The sequence below is a fragment of the Halocola ammonii genome, assembly GCF_049334165.1.
GTDB lineage: Bacteria > Bacteroidota > Bacteroidia > Flavobacteriales_D > Sanyastnellaceae > JBEGHD01.
In genome coordinates this window covers 147,017-160,860 of record NZ_JBEGHD010000003.1, presented here as the reverse complement: position 1 = coordinate 160,860, position 13,844 = coordinate 147,017, and the positions used below count along the sequence as shown (strand labels likewise).

Genomic DNA, 13,844 nt, shown 5'->3' with positions numbered 1-13,844 from the left:
AAAGCGAGCCTTATGAAAAGCTCGCTTTCGTGTAATTTACTATTAGTTTTTTATCAAATCTCTTCTACTTCAATCATCTTAAAGGGTATGTTGATGATAGCTTCGTAGTCTTCTCCGGCTTCCAGCATGTCTTCATCATCTTCTTCGTAGTACCAGTTAACGATTACATCTCCATCTACAGCTTCAAGTTTTTTGAACACATCAAGGATGCATTTCGAACTGCTGGTGTTGAAATACTCCAATTGAATATTTACATGGGTTTTGTCAGCTGGAGACGATGAATAATGCTCGATCCAGTCAATCAGCGGCTTATAAAACTCTATTGAGTTCTCGGGAATAGATCGCCCTTTGATTTCGAGTTTACCTTCACCTTTAATGAAATTTACAGTTGGCGTTTTTGGTGTTCCCTTGATTTTGATATCCTCCATGTTAACTAGATACTTTTACGTTTAGACTAAAAAATGAGCTGACACTGTCGAAAGGAATAAATCCATACTCGAGTTTATTGTCTGACTTTCTTGCGATGTCAATGATTCCAAGTCCGCCACCTCCTTTGCTGGTGCGCGTGCCAGAGCTCAATACTTTCTTATAAAGTGATTTTATTTCTTTCCTGTCCATCTCATTGATTTCCTGAAGCTTGTCTTTAAGTTTATCAATTTCGTCATTCAGGATGAAGTTTCCTGTCATAATAGAAAAACCTCTTACAGTTCTTGCTATCATTACGATAACAGAAGGTGTTTCACTGTCTTTTTTATGGTCGAATTTTATTTGTTCGATATGATGATAGAGGTTTTGCAAGCACTCAACCAGGATGTTGAAAACACGCTTGCGTACTTTGGCAGAGTCTTCGATTTGCTGAAGCTTTCTTTCTGCGACCTGCAAAATAGCATCGAGGAGCTCGGTATTCATATCACCCTTGAAAGAGATCATGATGTTTTCTCTTTCCATGCGATCATAAAATTCAAATACGTCTATTTTGTTATCCAAAATGCGGATTTGTTTAAGTTGTCTTCAGTTCATTTAGAGCTCGATCGCCTACGAGGGTGATTTGTTTTCAAGCTGGAGTCAAATTTAAAAATCAATTTCTAATATTGCGCCTCAGCCCTTGTCAGATAATTCTTAATAGATTGTGAGAAAATGGAAAACAGTGTAGGGAGATCGTGGTTCAAAGATTGGTTTGATACGCACTATTACCATATCCTATATCAGAACAGAAATCACAGTGAAGCCAGAGCTTTTATTGAAAAACTGCTGAGCTATCTTCGTTTGAGTCGAGGAAGTGAGGCGCTCGATCTGGCCTGTGGTAAGGGGCGCCACTCAAAGTTCCTATCAGAGCACAATTTAAAAGTTGTAGGTCTCGACTTGTCCGAAAATAGCATAGAAGAGGCCAAAAAGATGAGCAACGAAGAGCTGCACTTTGAGGTGGCAGACATGCGAAGCTTCAGCCTGAACAAGAAATTCGATGCAATTTTTAATCTCTTTACCAGTTTTGGCTACTTCGATAATAAGGCAGACAACTTACATGTATTGAAGCGTGTAAAGGCACATCTCAAGGCTGACGGTCGATTGGTAGTTGATTTCTTAAATGCTGAAAAGGTGTTGAAGAACTTGCCAACTAGCGAGGTAAAAACGCTGGATGGAATCGAGTTTCATATTGATAAGTATTTGGAAAATGGCATTGTCGTGAAACGCATTCGGTTCAGCGATAAGGGCAATGATTACGAATTTTTTGAACGTGTCCAGGCCTTGACAATTGATGATTTCCGCGAGATGCTGAAGCATTGCGGCATGGAAATTATTGATACTTTTGGCGACTACAATCTCAATCCTTTTGAGCCTCAAAAGTCAGATAGGCTCATTCTAATAGCTCATTAAAAAAGTTGGATTACGACATTCTTCATATTCTCACTTTGTTTTTTGTTCCTATGATCCTAGGGGCAGTTTCTCTTTTGTTTCAGCCAGTTTTGCGAAAACAAATTAAGTTGCTGCTTTCATTTAGCGGTGCATTTTTGCTCGGGCTTTGCGTTGTGCACCTGCTGCCAACCATTTTCAATTCGGAATTGCAAGATCCGGGCTTATTCATTTTGGCGGGCTTTTTTATTCAGATTTTGCTGGAGTATTTATCACGCGGATTGGAGCACGGACACATCCACCATGAGGATGCCAGTGGAAATATTCCCTGGGTATTGATGATCAGTTTATCGCTTCACGCCTTCATAGAAGGAATGCCATTCGGCCACAACCACGCCCATGGTCACGATCATTTGGATGCTTTGCTGTTTGGAGTTGTTCTCCACAAGGCTCCAGTTGCCATTGTACTGATGACACTTTTCACTCAAGCCAAATTTTCAAAAGTCAAGTCGCTGGTTGCTTTGTTGGTCTTCTCGCTGATGGCTCCACTCGGGGCGGTGAGCTTCGGACTTTTTGAAAGATCAAGTCATCAACTTGCAGAAATTGCTATGCCCGCTGTTACGGCCGTTTTGGTTGGTATTCTTTTGCACATCGCCACCACCATTCTTTTCGAAACTTCCGATGGCCATCATTTCAACCGCTGGAAATTTGCCTCAATCGTTCTCGGTGTTTTCCTCGCCTGGTGGATCGGATAAAACTATCCTAAATTCATTCGTCTCAAAGGTTAGAATTCAGTAATTTTGCACTCGCAAATCGATTAAGTCGAACACTTAAAAATTTGAATGAATGTCAGTATTAGTAGGTAAAAAAGCACCAGAATTTGAAAGCGGTGCAATAATGAACGGTGGAACTGTAGTGAATGATTTTTCACTCAAGCAGTACCTCGGAAAGAAACACGTTTTGTTCTTTTTCTACCCAAAGGATTTCACTTTTGTTTGCCCAACTGAGCTGCACGCTTTTCAAGAGCGTCTAGCTGAATTTGAAGAGCGCGGAGTAGCTGTAGTAGCTTGCTCTACCGACACAGAAGAGTCTCACTGGGGATGGCTTCAAATGTCCAAAGAAAACGGTGGTATCAAAGGTATCACTTACCCAATTGTAGCAGATGTTGACAAGACTATCTCAGATGCATTTGGTGTGTTGGCAGGAGAATACGGATACAACGAAGAAGGTCGCCTAGCGGCAAACGGACCAATGGTAGCTTATCGCGGGCTTTTCCTTATCGACAAAGAAGGAACAGTGCAACACCAGGTGGTGAATAACATGCCACTCGGAAGAAGCGTAGACGAAGCACTTCGTATGGTTGACGCTCTTCAGTTTTTCGAAGAAAACGGTGAAGTTTGCCCAGCAGATTGGTCAAAAGGCAAATCAGGTATGAAAGAATCACACGAAGGTGTGGCTGATTACCTTTCTTCTAATTAAGAAATGATCAAAACGACAGAGTGAATCTTACACTCTGAAAGTGAGTGTTTAAAATTTAAAAAGCTTCCCGGAGTAGCCGGGGAGCTTTTTTAGTTTTCAATAGTCTCAGGCAATTCGGGAAGGCCCCGAAATAATTTTTCACTACCTTTCCATCGATAAATCAGTGAAAGAATTGACAACAAGACCATGAGTTTATCAAACAACGAGAAAGAGATTCGCGAAGAAGGAGCAACTTACTTTCAGGATTTTGTGGGAGTAGGAGGACACATGAAACTGACCAACAAGAGGATCTGCTTTAGCACCAATGCGAGTGCTCTTAAACAATGTGATCTCGAAATCTCCCTTAAAGACATCTCAGACGTAACTCTGTTCAAAACGCTGAGCATCAACCCGAACGGGCTCACCGTGATGCTCAAAAGCGGAACGATAGAAAACTTTGTTGTTGATGACAGAGAATCGTGGAGGAGATCAATTCTCGATCAGATCAGAATGACAAGAGCATAGTAAGGCGAGCAACCCAAGTTAGGGCTTAGGAGTCTTTTAATGTACATACTAATACCTTTTGTAATTAACACCGAATTATAACTGATTATGAAAACCTTAAAGACAAAGTTGATTAGTGAGAAAGTTGAGTTTCTTTTCATAAAGAAGAAGCCGAACAGACGGATTTTGATTTTCGCTCACTACCTCAACTAAGATTTCATCTCAATGAGGCTACACCTTTCGTAACCCTCCCCAAAAGACAGACGTATTTATCACACCAACTGGAGTCGCCCTGTGTTGCGCGAATTCAATCTATTTCAGTGAATATGAAAAGGTGTAAAATACGTATCAACGTAAAGAAATTTGAAACGATCAAACTGTACAACAAGAAGTTGTGCTTTAAAGATTTTGAGCACTGTCTCAATTGATTCATTTCACTCAGAGCGGAAAGACACTTCCCGCTTCGGCCATCGCTTTTTCCAACGCCTTTTTATTTAATCCCAACTCCACATCATTTTTATCAAACCAACTGATCATGTTTTCGGTTGCCATATTTCCCGTTAGGTCGTCTTTGGCCATGGGGCAACCACCAAATCCTTTTAAAGCTCCATCAAATCTTCTGCAGCCGCTTTCGTATGCGGCAGCCACTTTTTCTTCCCATGAATCTGGAGTGGTGTGTAGGTGTGCACCAAACTCCACGTTCTGCAGCTCGGGAATCAGTGCTTCAAAAATTTGACTAATGTTTTCCTTGTTTGAAACACCGATGGTATCGCTCAGTGCTATGATGTCGATGCCAATTTCGCGGTGGAGACGCTCAGACCATTTGATCGCAATCTCAGGGTCCCACTTTTCACCGTAAGGGTTTCCAAATGCCATAGAAATGTAAATCACCACTTTCTTGTTGTACTTCTCGCAGAGATTCTGAATTTCCTCAACTCGCGAAAGCGACTGCTCAATGGTGCTGTTCGTATTTCTTTTCTGAAATTCTTCTGAAATACTGAATGGAAAACCCAGGTAATCGACCTGTTCAAACTGAACAGCATCTTCCGCTCCACGCTTGTTGGCCACGATGGTGAGCAGTTTTGAATCTGAATTTTGCCAATTGATGCTGTCTAGCACCTCAGCAGTGTCTTTCATCTGAGGAACAGCTTTGGGCGACACAAAGGATCCCACATCGATTGTGTGGAAACCAACATCGAGTAGTTGATTAATATACCTCACCTTACTCTCAGTGGGGATAAATTCTTTAATACCTTGCATGGCATCCCGGGGGCATTCAATTAATTTCATCTGCATATGATTTGAAACAGCCCAAAAGTAAAAAAGTGTAAGAAGAGGCCGACAAGTTACCGGGAAAACCGCCTTACAGATTTCACATCTGTCTGCACTTAATTTGAAACCATCAAAAGTGACTCGCTCATGAGGCGAATTTTGATCATAGACAATGACGAGATAACCCTGGCGCTTACGCGCAAGTTTCTCGAAAACTATGGCTATGAAGTGACAATCGCCTCGAGCACCAGACAAGCGCTGGACGAGTTGAGTGCACCGGAATTTGATCTGATTATTTCAGAGATTTTGATGTCCGGATTAGATGGTTTCGATCTGGTTAGATTTCTGAAAAAATGCTTTATCAAAATTCCGGTTGTGTTTCTCACTGTTAAAGATGATGAAACAACAAGGCGCGAGGCTCGAAATGCAGGAGTAGCTAAATTGATCAGCAAGAAAGTGGACTACGTAAACCTTCCACATATTGTAGATCAGGTGTTGAGCGAATCACTAAAAGAAACTAAATAATTGTTGTCGCGTAGAATGTTGACAACGAGTGATTCAGCAAAGGTTTTAGTGAAAAAAAGTACCAACACCAATCTAGCTCTCATGGAAATTAGTGAATTCAACAAGCTGCCGCTCGATCAGAAGACAAACTATTTGTGGGACAACGGCATTTGCCTAAACCAACGATTAGTCAAAAATCAGTACATCGTTTGCATCTTTTCTCTCGACACGTTTTATGTTGAGGCTGTCTATTCCAAGAGGAATAATAAGGTGGATAGGATAGTACCGATAAACGATCTCAGGAAATGGGAGGCTTATGTGGATGCAGTGATCATGAATATCTGCTGTCCGAGTTGACCCGAAAAATTGAACGAATTCTCCAAGCCGGATGTCATGCTGAACTTGTTTCAGTATCTATCCGGCTTTTTTATTTCTAAAGTGCTCCGCCACACTTTTTACAATAAATCGCGTCTTTGTCGTGGCCATAGGCTGCACAATGCGGACAGCTCTGAGTATTCATTCTGATGTTTTTCTGGTGGCTGATCTCCGAAGTCACTATTCCGGTTGGCACTGCAATTATCGCATATCCCAGAATCATGATGAATGCCGCTAGAGCCTGTCCGGTAATTGTTTGCGGTGCAATGTCGCCATATCCCACAGTGGTGAGAGTTACTATTGCCCAGTAGATACTTCGTGGAATGCTCGTAAATCCGTTTTCACTGCCCTCGATCAAATACATCAATGTTCCGAGAATAATCACAGAGGTAAAGACAGTGAAAAGAAATACTGTGATCTTCTCGCGGCTGGCACGCAATGCATCGCCCAGAAGTGATGCTTCTCCAATAAAACGAGTCAGTTTTAAAATTCTGAAAATTCGCAAAAGCCTAATACTTCGTATTACCAGTAACGACTGTGCTCCCAGAACAAAAAGACTCAGATAAGTCGGCAAAATGGACAACAGGTCAATAATTCCGAAAAAGCTTGTTGCGTATCTCCATGGCTTGGTTACAATGATTAGCCGAGCCAGGTATTCTATTGTGAACAGAATTGTGAATGCCCACTCTGCCATGTAAAGCCACTGACCGTATTCCTTATGGACGAATGAAACACTTTCGAGCATCACCACAACTACGCTCAAAATGATCGCAATGAGGAGTCCGATATCGAACCACTTACCCCATGGAGTATCGGCCTCAAAAATTATTTCATGAAGCGTATTTTTCCACTTTTGTTCAAACGGTCCGTTAGATTCTTTCATTAGCTACGGTCAGGTCTTTGACTTTTAATCCTTGTTTGGCTAATATAAAGTGATTTCACTAAAAGCTCAGTAAAAGCTGACTAAAGCGCCTTTTTCACTGACATCCCAAATCTCGATTCCGAGCCCATGCGCCTGACTAATAAGTTTTTCCCTCGCTGGCGCAGAGTGGTAGCCGGTGAAGATCAACGTATCAATTTCAAAGCTTTTTGAGAGTGATGCTAAATCATCGAGATAGTAGTCGGCTACGAAGGCATAGTCGATTTTTAGTTGACGATTAAATGAAATCTCTTCTAAACCTCTGTTCAAAAACAACAACCGTTTTCCATGCCATTGGAAAAGGTGATTTTCAGGTTCAATTGACTTGACAATTCTCAGAGAGTCAACTGAATCGTATTCAATCTCCGTTACATCGCGGCTGTCCCAAAAATTGTGTACATGGAAGAGCATGGCCTCATCATCGCTTGCCAGTCCTTCGGTGTACAAAAACTTACACCTGCGACCTTCTACCAGGCTAATTGCAGTTTTTCCTGATGCATCGTGAACGACTATCGCTTTTTGTTGCAGGTTTCGATGGTTTTCAAAAATCTGCATGCTGAAGAGCACAATCCAGATTGCAAGGTGAACGAAAGCCGGTTTCGCTTTGCGATAAATCAGTGTGATGATGCCGCTGATCATAAGCGCGTAGATCAGCCAGGTTTCGAGCACATTTATTGAAATGTGATGCGACAGCGGGTGAGGCAAAAACTCGAGTTGATGAATGATCTGATTGAGTAGATAGGTAAGGAGGTTGAGCAAGTTTGCAAACACTGTGCTCACCACTGGAACCCAGGAGATGAGAAAGAAGAGCAAGGTGGCGTAGAGTAGGAGCGTGGCTGCAGGAATTACAAGAAGGTTTGATACGAAAAAGTAGTTAGGAAACTGATGAAAATAGAGCAAGCCCAGCGGAAAGGTAGCCAATTGAGCTGCAATGGAAACAGCGGTGAGTTGCCAGGCCTTGTCGAGTAGCTTGTTTTTTGGGCTTAGCCAACTGTAGATTTTCGGTTGAAGAAAAACGATACCCAGCACGGCCAGGTAAGAAAGTTGAAAACCTACCTCGATAATCATAAAAGGATTGTAGATGAGCAAAGCAAGAGCCGAAGCCGCCAGTGTGTTGTAAATGTTCGATCGCAACTGCGAGACCTTGGCGATTGCGATAAAAGAGAACATTACCGAAGCCCTCATTACCGATGGTGACATTCCTGTCGTTAGCGCGTAAAGCCAGATTCCACCGAGCAACAAAAACAGTTGAATCTTTCTCGTTAGCGAAGTCTTCTTAAGTGGACCGGTGAGGTAGAGGAGGACGATGTAAATCAGTCCGACATGCAGTCCCGAAACTGCCAGTACGTGCATGGCCCCGGCACTGGCATAAGCTGTATGGGTGTCGTGCGAGAGGTAGTCTTTTTTGCCGAGCACCAATGCTGAGAGTACCGCGTATTCTTCACCTTCAATTCCTTTGTCCCTGAGTTTGACCAGTAAGTTTTTCCTGAGATCTTCGAACGTACTGAGAAATGGAGCTTCACCATCTCTCGGAAGTGTTTTCCATTTTTCCGAAGGGAGGTAGACCTGCTGATAAATGAACTGGTGATAGAGGTATCGCTTGTAGTTAAACTGTCCGGGGTTTGTGGGCGGCTCGATGTCTGAAGGAGCTTCTTGCGAAACGATTCTGTCACCTGCAATCAAACTGCGCGACCGGCTGTCTTTTTCAAGGTAAACAATCATTGTTCCTGTTGTGGGCTTTAGTTCAGAGTGGTCTTCGGTGGCTATGACTTTTACCACAGCTTTTATGGACCGATCTTTTTCCACTGGTTCGCCCTGGATTCGCATCACCCAGGTGTGGTCGTTGTTGAGTGTGTGTGAGAAATGAGTGTCGTGATATTTCTCCACTCGTAATTGAGCGAGCATCATCCCGAATAGAAACAATAGGACGTATGCCGAAATTCCACTGAGGTGGCGATTTCGGAAGTGCTGCTTCTTCGCGTAGAGAAGATTGTAAACAAAAAAGGCAACAAAGCCAATAGGCACGACCCACGGCAAAATGGGTAGGTGTAACCTTGCTTGCGATTCAAATACAATTCCCAGAACGAATGGTAGCAGTATCCGCACAAATGGAGACTGGTGCCAAAAATTCATCAGTAGATATAGATAGTTTGTGATGGGAAGTTAATGAAATTCAGAAGAGTGCAAACTTCCTGCTGGCAAATTCCTCCCAGTTCATTTTGCGAAATGTGATTAATCGCTCCGTAAATAGGTTACGACCGGTGTCAATTCTTTTGCATTTGAAATGCTAAAATAGTTAGCATTATATTTGAATGATCATTAAATTAGCATCCTAAAACAATTGGCAAACTAAAAGCGAAATAAGAATGAACGAGAGGGCGATTATGCACATGGATCTGGACACTTTTTTTGTGTCGGTAGAAAGGCTGCTGGACAGGCGGCTCAAGGGAAAGCCGGTGTTGGTTGGTGGCACGAGCGACAGGGGAGTGGTGGCGGCTTGCAGTTACGAAGCGCGCACTTTTGGTGTGCATTCGGCCATGCCAATGCGAATGGCAAAAGAGCTCTGTCCCGAGGCGATTGTGATCCGCGGAAATTCATCGAACTACATGAAGTTCTCAAACATGGTTACCGACATCATCAAAGAAGACGTGCCGCTTTACGAGAAATCTTCGATCGATGAGTTTTATCTCGACCTCACGGGAATGGATCGTTTTTTTGGCTGCGTGAAGTTTTCTTCGGAACTCCGCCAGCGGATCATCAAAGAAACAGGGCTTCCGATTTCCTTTGGGCTTTCCCAAAACAAAACAGTGTCGAAAGTAGCTACAGGCGAAGCCAAGCCCAACAACGAACTCCGTGTGGACTACGGTACCGAGCGGCCATTTTTAGCTCCGCTATCGGTGAGGAAAATCCCGATGGTGGGCGAAAAAACCTACCAGAGCCTCTGCAACCTGGGAGTGAAGAGAATCCACACCATTCAGGAAATGCCGGTGGACCTGATGGAAAGGGCACTGGGAAAAAACGGCATCGGGATTTGGAAAAAGGCCAACGGGATCGACAACAGCCCGGTAGTGGCCTACAACGAGCGGAAGTCGATTTCTACCGAAAGAACCTTCGACCGCGACACAATCGACATACACAAGCTCCGCGGAATCTTGCTGGCAATGGCCGAGAACCTGGCGTTTCAGTTGCGTAGAGGAAAAAAACTCACCGCCTGTGTTACCGTTCGCGTGCGCTATTCCGACTTCAACACCTACTCGCTGCAGAGGCGAATCCCATACACCTCGGCCGATCACGTGTTGATTCCAAAAGTGATGGAAATGTTTGAGCAGCTCTACAACCGCAGAATGCTCGTGCGGCTGATCGGTGTGCGGTTTAGTCATTTGGTGGGCGGTGGTTTTCAGATCAATCTTTTTGACGACACCGAAGAGCAGGTAAACCTCTACCAGGCGATGGACAAAATGCGAGAGCGATTTGGCGACCGCTGTGTGATGCGCGCTGCCGGCATCCACGCCCGAACGATAGGAAGAACAAATCCTTTCAACGGAGAGGCTCCACTGCTGCTGGCGAATAGGAGACAGTGAGTCAATTAAGAGTGGTTCAATTACGAATTACGAATGAGGAATTACGAATTCGTGGGAAGGGCCTCTCTTCTAGAGGGCGGGGGAAGTGGTGGCTTGAAACTTCAATTCTCTGTGCCTCTTCCCATAGTTGTAAAGCCCTACTGTGCCTATGTGGTTTAGGTTCCGTAGCTGCACGCCAGACATTTTTGAATGATCGTCTCGCAAAGTCGCAAAGCGCGCAAAGATTTTAGAAAATTAAATGTTAACAAACACTCACACATATTACTCCCTTCGTTTTGGGACAATGGCTCCGAAGGCGCTGATGGAACAGCTTCGGCAGTTTGGCTATTCGTGCTTTGCCCTCACGGATGTCAACAACACCTCGGCTTGTCTCGACATGGTGAGGCTGGCAAAAAAGTTCGACATCCGCCCAGTGCTGGGAATTGATTTTCGCAACGGTGCCACTCAAAAGTATGTGGGACTGGCAAAGAACAACCGCGGGTTTGAAAACCTCAATCGCCATCTTTCCAAGCACCTGCACGCAGAGGAATCGTTCGAGTCGAGGGCTCCGCAAATGTCGGATGTCTTTTTCATCTATCCGTTTGCAGCATTTCAGAAAAAGCCATTCGAGCTGCGCGAAAATGAATTCATCGGGGTTCGCCCACAAGATCTGCAGCAGCTTCGGCTTTCGCCACTGCGAAACAACCCCGAAAAGCTCGTGGCGTTGCCTACGGCTACTTTCAGAAACAAGAAAGACTTCAACACCCACCGGCTGCTGCGCGCCATCGACTGCAACACACTACTGAGCAAGCTATCACCAGAGCAGCAATCGCCCGAGACCGATCGGTTGCGGCCGGCCGATGAGCTCAGGGAGATTTATGACGAAGCTCCATACCTGCTGAAAAATGCAGAAAAGTTGCTCGATCAGTGCTCTATCGACTTTGAAGTGGGTAATGAGGTGGTGCCCAAAAATCAAAAAGCCTACACCGGAAATACCGAACTGGATTTTCGGCTGATGAAAAAACTGGCCTACGATGGGCTGCGCTATCGCTATCCTAAAATTGGCGAGCGCGTGATCAAGCGATTAGAGAAAGAACTAGAGGTGATTCGCGAAAAGGAGTTTGTCAGCTACTTTCTCATCAACTGGAAAATCCTGAAATACGCCCGCAGCAAAGGCTACTTCTACGTGGGGCGCGGGAGCGGAGCCAACAGCATTGTGGCCTATCTGCTTCGAATCACCGATGTGGATCCCATTGAGCTCGATCTCTACTTCGAGCGGTTTATCAACCTCTACCGGAAAAATCCGCCCGATTTTGACATCGATTTTTCGTGGACCGATCGCGAAGATATCACGCGGTTTATTTTTGAGCGATTTCCCAACACAGCGCTGCTGGCCACTTACAACACCTTTCGATTTAAGGCCGTGGTGCGCGAACTGGGAAAAGTTTTTGGTCTTCCAAAGCACGAAATCGATAAGTTGAGCCAGGGACAGATCAACTACCAGCGAGCCGATCAGATCAACCAATTGGTGCTGCGCTACAGCGAATACATTCAGGGATTTCCCAACCACCTCAGCATCCATGCCGGAGGAATTTTGATCAGCGAAAAACCCATCGAATACTACTCGGCCACCTTTATGCCGCCCAAAGGCTACCGCACGGTGCAGTTCGACATGGTGGCTGCCGAAGACGTTGGGCTCTACAAATTCGACATTCTCAGTCAGCGCGGGCTCGGCAAAATCCGCGACACCATCGACATTGTGAAATACAACCAGCCCGAGAAATTCGACTTCGACATTCACGACATCAAACGCTTTAAGCGAGACGAGCGGATAAAAGACATGTTGCGAAACGCCCTGGCCATCGGCTGTTTTTATGTAGAATCTCCCGCCATGCGGATGCTGCTGAAAAAGCTTCAGGTGGACGACTACCTTGGGCTGGTGGCGGCCAGCTCGGTGATCCGCCCCGGGGTGGCAAAAAGCGGAATGATGCGCGAGTACATCCTGCGCTACCGTTTTCCCGAAAAGCGAAAAGACGCCCACCCGGTGATGCGCAAGCTGATGCCCGAAACCTACGGAGTGATGGTTTACCAGGAAGATGTGATAAAAGTGGCTCACTACTTTGCCGGACTTTCGCTGGGCGAGGCCGATGTGCTGAGACGCGGAATGAGCGGTAAGTATCGCGGGCGCGAGGAGTTTGAGAAAGCCCGACAGAAGTTTCTCGAAAACTGCCGGCAAAAGGGATATCCCGAAAAACTCACTGCTGAGGTTTGGCGACAGGTAGAGAGCTTTGCCGGATACGCATTTGCCAAGGGCCACTCGGCAAGCTATGCAGTGGAAAGCTACCAGAGTCTTTTCCTGAAAGCCTATTTTCCACTGGAGTACATGGTGGCCACGGTGAATAACTTCGGTGGGTTTTATCGGACGGAACTCTACGTCCACGAGGCGCGGATGAACGGAGGTGAAATCATGCCACCCTGCGTAAATCACAGTACGGCCGAGGCGGTGATTCGCAGAAAGAAAATTTATCTCGGCTTTGGCCTGGTGAAAGAGCTGGAGGTGAAAACCATTGCCGCCATCGTTCGCCAGCGACAGACGGAAGGACCGTTTTCAACCATCGAGGAGTTTGTAAAACGCGTGCAGGTTTCGCTCGATCAGCTGGTGCTTTTGGTGCGGATTGGCGGATTCAAGTTTACCGGCAAAAGCAAAAAGGAACTCCTTTGGAAAGCGCATTTTCTCCTTGGAAACACCCGAAAGAGCCGACCGGAAAAATTGCTTTTCGATGCTGATACAAAGAGCTACGAATTGCCCGATTTGCAGGCCGATGCTTTTGAAGACGCCTTTGACGAGATCGAGCTGATTGGCTTCCCGCTGTGCAATCCTTTTTCGCTGATCGACTGGGAAAAGGTGGAGGGCAGAGACACGGTAACGGCTGGCGAACTGCCGAAGCTCAAAGACAAAATCGTGACGGCCGAGGGCTACCTGGTGACCGTGAAAGAAACTCGCACCAGCAACGGACAGCGAATGATGTTTGGTACGTTCATCGACTGCAACGGAGAGTGGATCGACTCGGTGCATTTTCCGCAGGTGGCTGCCGAGTTTCGCTTTCGCGGACGCGGAGTTTATCGCATCACCGGAAAAGTGATGGAGGAGTTCGACTGCATCAATCTGGAAGTAACCCACATGGAAAAGTTGCCGATGATGGAAGACCCGCGCTATGCCGACAGCCGCACAGCCAGCAAAATCACCCGCGAGCAAAAGTGGAACAAGCGCGAAAAAGACGTTACCAAACCCGGCCAAAGAGACCACCGCCCGAATAGTTTTTTGGAAGTGCAGAAGGGGTTGAGAGAGGAGGAGTGAGGAATGTGTTAGGTATTGACTATTTTTAAAACCACTTAAAAAT

13 protein-coding genes are annotated in these 13,844 nt (G+C 45.4%); 8 read left to right on the top strand and 5 right to left on the bottom strand.

The features are described 5' to 3' along the window. Positions 1-53: 53 nt before the first annotated feature. Both ABHV44_RS04450 and ABHV44_RS04445 read right to left on the bottom strand, forming a co-directional pair. The gene (locus ABHV44_RS04450) at positions 54-428 is read right to left on the bottom strand and encodes a DUF1987 domain-containing protein (protein WP_459073456.1); all 375 of its coding nucleotides are present in this window, start codon (positions 426-428) and stop codon (positions 54-56) included. Between the two features lies 1 nt (position 429). Further along, a complete protein-coding gene (locus tag ABHV44_RS04445; protein ID WP_459073455.1) occupies positions 430-987 on the bottom strand; it encodes a SiaB family protein kinase in 558 nt (185 codons plus the stop codon). A 150-nt stretch (positions 988-1,137) separates the two neighbouring features. Between ABHV44_RS04445 and ABHV44_RS04440 the strand changes: the two genes are divergently transcribed. The 4 genes from ABHV44_RS04440 to ABHV44_RS04425 all read left to right on the top strand — a co-directional run bounded on the left by ABHV44_RS04440 (position 1,138) and on the right by ABHV44_RS04425 (position 3,834). Then, complete coding sequence (locus ABHV44_RS04440) at positions 1,138-1,875, top strand: class I SAM-dependent methyltransferase (RefSeq protein WP_459073454.1); 738 nt, start codon at positions 1,138-1,140, stop codon at positions 1,873-1,875. Positions 1,876-1,982: 107 nt separating this feature from the next. After that, complete coding sequence (locus ABHV44_RS04435) at positions 1,983-2,606, top strand: ZIP family metal transporter (protein ID WP_459073453.1); 624 nt, start codon at positions 1,983-1,985, stop codon at positions 2,604-2,606. 91 nt (positions 2,607-2,697) lie between these two features. Further along, on the top strand, positions 2,698-3,330 hold the full coding sequence (locus ABHV44_RS04430) for a redoxin domain-containing protein (RefSeq protein WP_459073452.1): 633 nt from the start codon (positions 2,698-2,700) through the stop codon (positions 3,328-3,330). Positions 3,331-3,516: 186 nt separating this feature from the next. Further along, entirely contained in the window at positions 3,517-3,834 is a 318-nt protein-coding gene (locus ABHV44_RS04425) for a PH domain-containing protein (RefSeq protein ID WP_459073451.1), read from the top strand. 417 nt (positions 3,835-4,251) lie between these two features. On the opposite strand, the gene ABHV44_RS04420 is transcribed toward ABHV44_RS04425, so the two are convergent. Beyond that, a complete protein-coding gene (locus ABHV44_RS04420) occupies positions 4,252-5,103 on the bottom strand; it encodes a hydroxymethylglutaryl-CoA lyase (RefSeq protein WP_459073450.1) in 852 nt (283 codons plus the stop codon). A 129-nt stretch (positions 5,104-5,232) separates the two neighbouring features. On the opposite strand from ABHV44_RS04420, the gene ABHV44_RS04415 reads away from it, so the two are divergent. Both ABHV44_RS04415 and ABHV44_RS04410 read left to right on the top strand, forming a co-directional pair. Next, positions 5,233-5,610 (top strand): response regulator, encoded by a 378-nt coding sequence (locus ABHV44_RS04415; RefSeq protein ID WP_459073449.1) that lies wholly within the window; start codon positions 5,233-5,235, stop codon positions 5,608-5,610. An 81-nt stretch (positions 5,611-5,691) separates the two neighbouring features. Further along, entirely contained in the window at positions 5,692-5,946 is a 255-nt protein-coding gene (locus ABHV44_RS04410) for a hypothetical protein (RefSeq protein ID WP_459073448.1), read from the top strand. A 76-nt stretch (positions 5,947-6,022) separates the two neighbouring features. Here ABHV44_RS04410 and ABHV44_RS04405 read toward each other — a convergent pair whose 3' ends face one another. Both ABHV44_RS04405 and ABHV44_RS04400 read right to left on the bottom strand, forming a co-directional pair. Further along, the gene (locus ABHV44_RS04405) at positions 6,023-6,847 is read right to left on the bottom strand and encodes an ion transporter (protein WP_459073447.1); all 825 of its coding nucleotides are present in this window, start codon (positions 6,845-6,847) and stop codon (positions 6,023-6,025) included. Between the two features lie 66 nt (positions 6,848-6,913). Then, positions 6,914-9,016 (bottom strand): ComEC/Rec2 family competence protein, encoded by a 2,103-nt coding sequence (locus tag ABHV44_RS04400; protein ID WP_459073446.1) that lies wholly within the window; start codon positions 9,014-9,016, stop codon positions 6,914-6,916. Positions 9,017-9,249: 233 nt separating this feature from the next. Between ABHV44_RS04400 and dinB the strand changes: the two genes are divergently transcribed. Together dinB and ABHV44_RS04390 are read left to right on the top strand one after the other, a co-directional pair. Continuing rightward, positions 9,250-10,464 (top strand): DNA polymerase IV, encoded by a 1,215-nt coding sequence (dinB, locus tag ABHV44_RS04395; protein WP_459073445.1) that lies wholly within the window; start codon positions 9,250-9,252, stop codon positions 10,462-10,464. 238 nt (positions 10,465-10,702) lie between these two features. Further along, positions 10,703-13,801, top strand: a complete 3,099-nt coding sequence (locus ABHV44_RS04390; RefSeq protein WP_459073444.1) for a DNA polymerase III subunit alpha — start codon at positions 10,703-10,705, stop codon at positions 13,799-13,801. The last annotated feature ends 43 nt before the right edge of the window (positions 13,802-13,844 follow it).

Bases quoted from the DNA above. Each gene is read 5' to 3' on its own strand.
- ABHV44_RS04450 (WP_459073456.1), bottom strand. From the start codon at position 428: ATGGAGGATATCAAAATCAAGGGAACACCAAAAACGCCAACTGTAAAT.
- ABHV44_RS04440 (WP_459073454.1), top strand. From the start codon at position 1,138: ATGGAAAACAGTGTAGGGAGATCGTGGTTCAAAGATTGGTTTGATACG.
- ABHV44_RS04430 (WP_459073452.1), top strand. From the start codon at position 2,698: ATGTCAGTATTAGTAGGTAAAAAAGCACCAGAATTTGAAAGCGGTGCA.
- ABHV44_RS04425 (WP_459073451.1), top strand. From the start codon at position 3,517: ATGAGTTTATCAAACAACGAGAAAGAGATTCGCGAAGAAGGAGCAACT.
- ABHV44_RS04420 (WP_459073450.1), bottom strand. From the start codon at position 5,103: ATGAAATTAATTGAATGCCCCCGGGATGCCATGCAAGGTATTAAAGAA.
- ABHV44_RS04415 (WP_459073449.1), top strand. From the start codon at position 5,233: ATGAGGCGAATTTTGATCATAGACAATGACGAGATAACCCTGGCGCTT.
- ABHV44_RS04410 (WP_459073448.1), top strand. From the start codon at position 5,692: ATGGAAATTAGTGAATTCAACAAGCTGCCGCTCGATCAGAAGACAAAC.
- ABHV44_RS04405 (WP_459073447.1), bottom strand. From the start codon at position 6,847: ATGAAAGAATCTAACGGACCGTTTGAACAAAAGTGGAAAAATACGCTT.
- ABHV44_RS04400 (WP_459073446.1), bottom strand. From the start codon at position 9,016: ATGAATTTTTGGCACCAGTCTCCATTTGTGCGGATACTGCTACCATTC.
- dinB (WP_459073445.1), top strand. From the start codon at position 9,250: ATGAACGAGAGGGCGATTATGCACATGGATCTGGACACTTTTTTTGTG.
- ABHV44_RS04390 (WP_459073444.1), top strand. From the start codon at position 10,703: ATGTTAACAAACACTCACACATATTACTCCCTTCGTTTTGGGACAATG.